This window comes from Streptomyces sp. NPDC029169 (genome assembly GCF_055563935.1).
This window is the reverse complement of the sequence record NZ_JBVHXA010000044.1, coordinates 1-1,330: the sequence shown is the minus strand read 5'-3', so window position 1 is coordinate 1,330 and position 1,330 is coordinate 1. Positions and strand designations below refer to the sequence as shown.

Annotated in this window: 1 protein-coding gene; it reads right to left on the bottom strand. The window is 69.8% G+C overall.

The annotated features are described in order from the left end of the window. Positions 1-25: 25 nt before the first annotated feature. Positions 26-1,330 (bottom strand): transposase (locus ACZ4VI_RS34625; protein WP_468005866.1); only part of this gene is annotated, 1,305 nt, incomplete at its 5' end.

Genomic DNA, 1,330 nt, shown 5'->3' with positions numbered 1-1,330 from the left:
GGATGCTGTTGGTTTATCCGGGGCCTTATGCCTTCTTCGCCCCGTCGATCGTTTGGTCGGCGGGGCGAAGTCGTGCGAAGTGGCTGGTGCGGGTGCGGGCTCGTGGTGTGCCGGTGAGGTGGGCGTCGATGCGGGCGAGGTTGATCGCGGCGCCGGTGAGCTGGTGCTGGAGGCTGGTCTTCGCCAAGCCTCGGTAGCGGGACCTGCGCAGGTCGCAGCGGCCGACTGCTTGGGCGATGGTGCCCTCGACCCCCGCCCGGATCTTGTAGCGCTCCTTCCAGTCGTCGGTCTTCTGCTTAGCTCGGGCCGCTTGGAGTGCGTGGTGTTCGTCGTGGTGACGCAGCCGCAGTTCACGGACTGTGCCGGTGGGCGAGTTGATGCATGCCTGGCGTAGGGGGCATGGGCGGCAGTCCCGCGTCGAGAACCTCACCCGGAGCACGGGCTGTCCCCGTTGGGAGAGCCGCTCGCTCCAGGTAGTGCTGGTGTGGCCGCCGGGGCAGGTGGCCTGCTGGTTGTCCCAGTCGATGGTGAAGGCGTCCTGGCCGAAGCCGCTGTCCGCACCGGCCTGGGCGCTGTTGTCGGCCTGGAGGGGGCCGTGCAAGGTGATGCCGTGCTCGCGCCGGGCGCTGACCAGGGCAGCGCCGGTGGGATAGCCGGCATCCACCCAGTGCTCGCCCGGGGTGCAGTCACGCGCGGCGAGCTGAGTGTGGATCGTCTCGGCCATCGACCGGTCCTGGACGGTCGCCACCGTCGTGACAACGTTCGTGACCAGGTTCGGAGTGTCCGGCTCACAGGTCTCGGTGAAGTGGACCTTGTAGCCGTCCCACATCGTGTCGCGTTTGACGCTGCCGCGTGCGTCGGTGTCATAGGGGGTGACCAGGCGCATCGCGCCCGGTGGGCGGTCTTTTGGGTCCCGCCGTCTCACCTCACCCTGCGCCTGGTGGAAGTGCTGGACCCACACCTGTCGCAGGGTTTCCACCTCGGCAAGCCCGCGCAGACCGTCGGGGGTGCCGGTCGCGAAGACGGCCGCCAGCAGGCGTGTTCCGTCCCGGCCGATCCGCATCCCCACCTCGTCCCGCTTCGCGCGGCTGGTGGGAAACCGGCTGTCCTCGGCCCTGGTCGCGTAGTGCCTGAACCAGTCGGGCTCGGCGACAGCGGCCAGCCAGTCCGGGGCCGCTTGCGCCAGCGCGTTCAGCGCCGACCGCAGCGTCTCCGCCACCATCTCCAGCCAGCACAGCTCACGCGCCGCCGACAGCACATGCGTGGAGTCCGTGCGGGCCCGGCCCGCCTTCTTGAGCAGACCCTTCTCCCGGGCCGCGGCCAGGACACC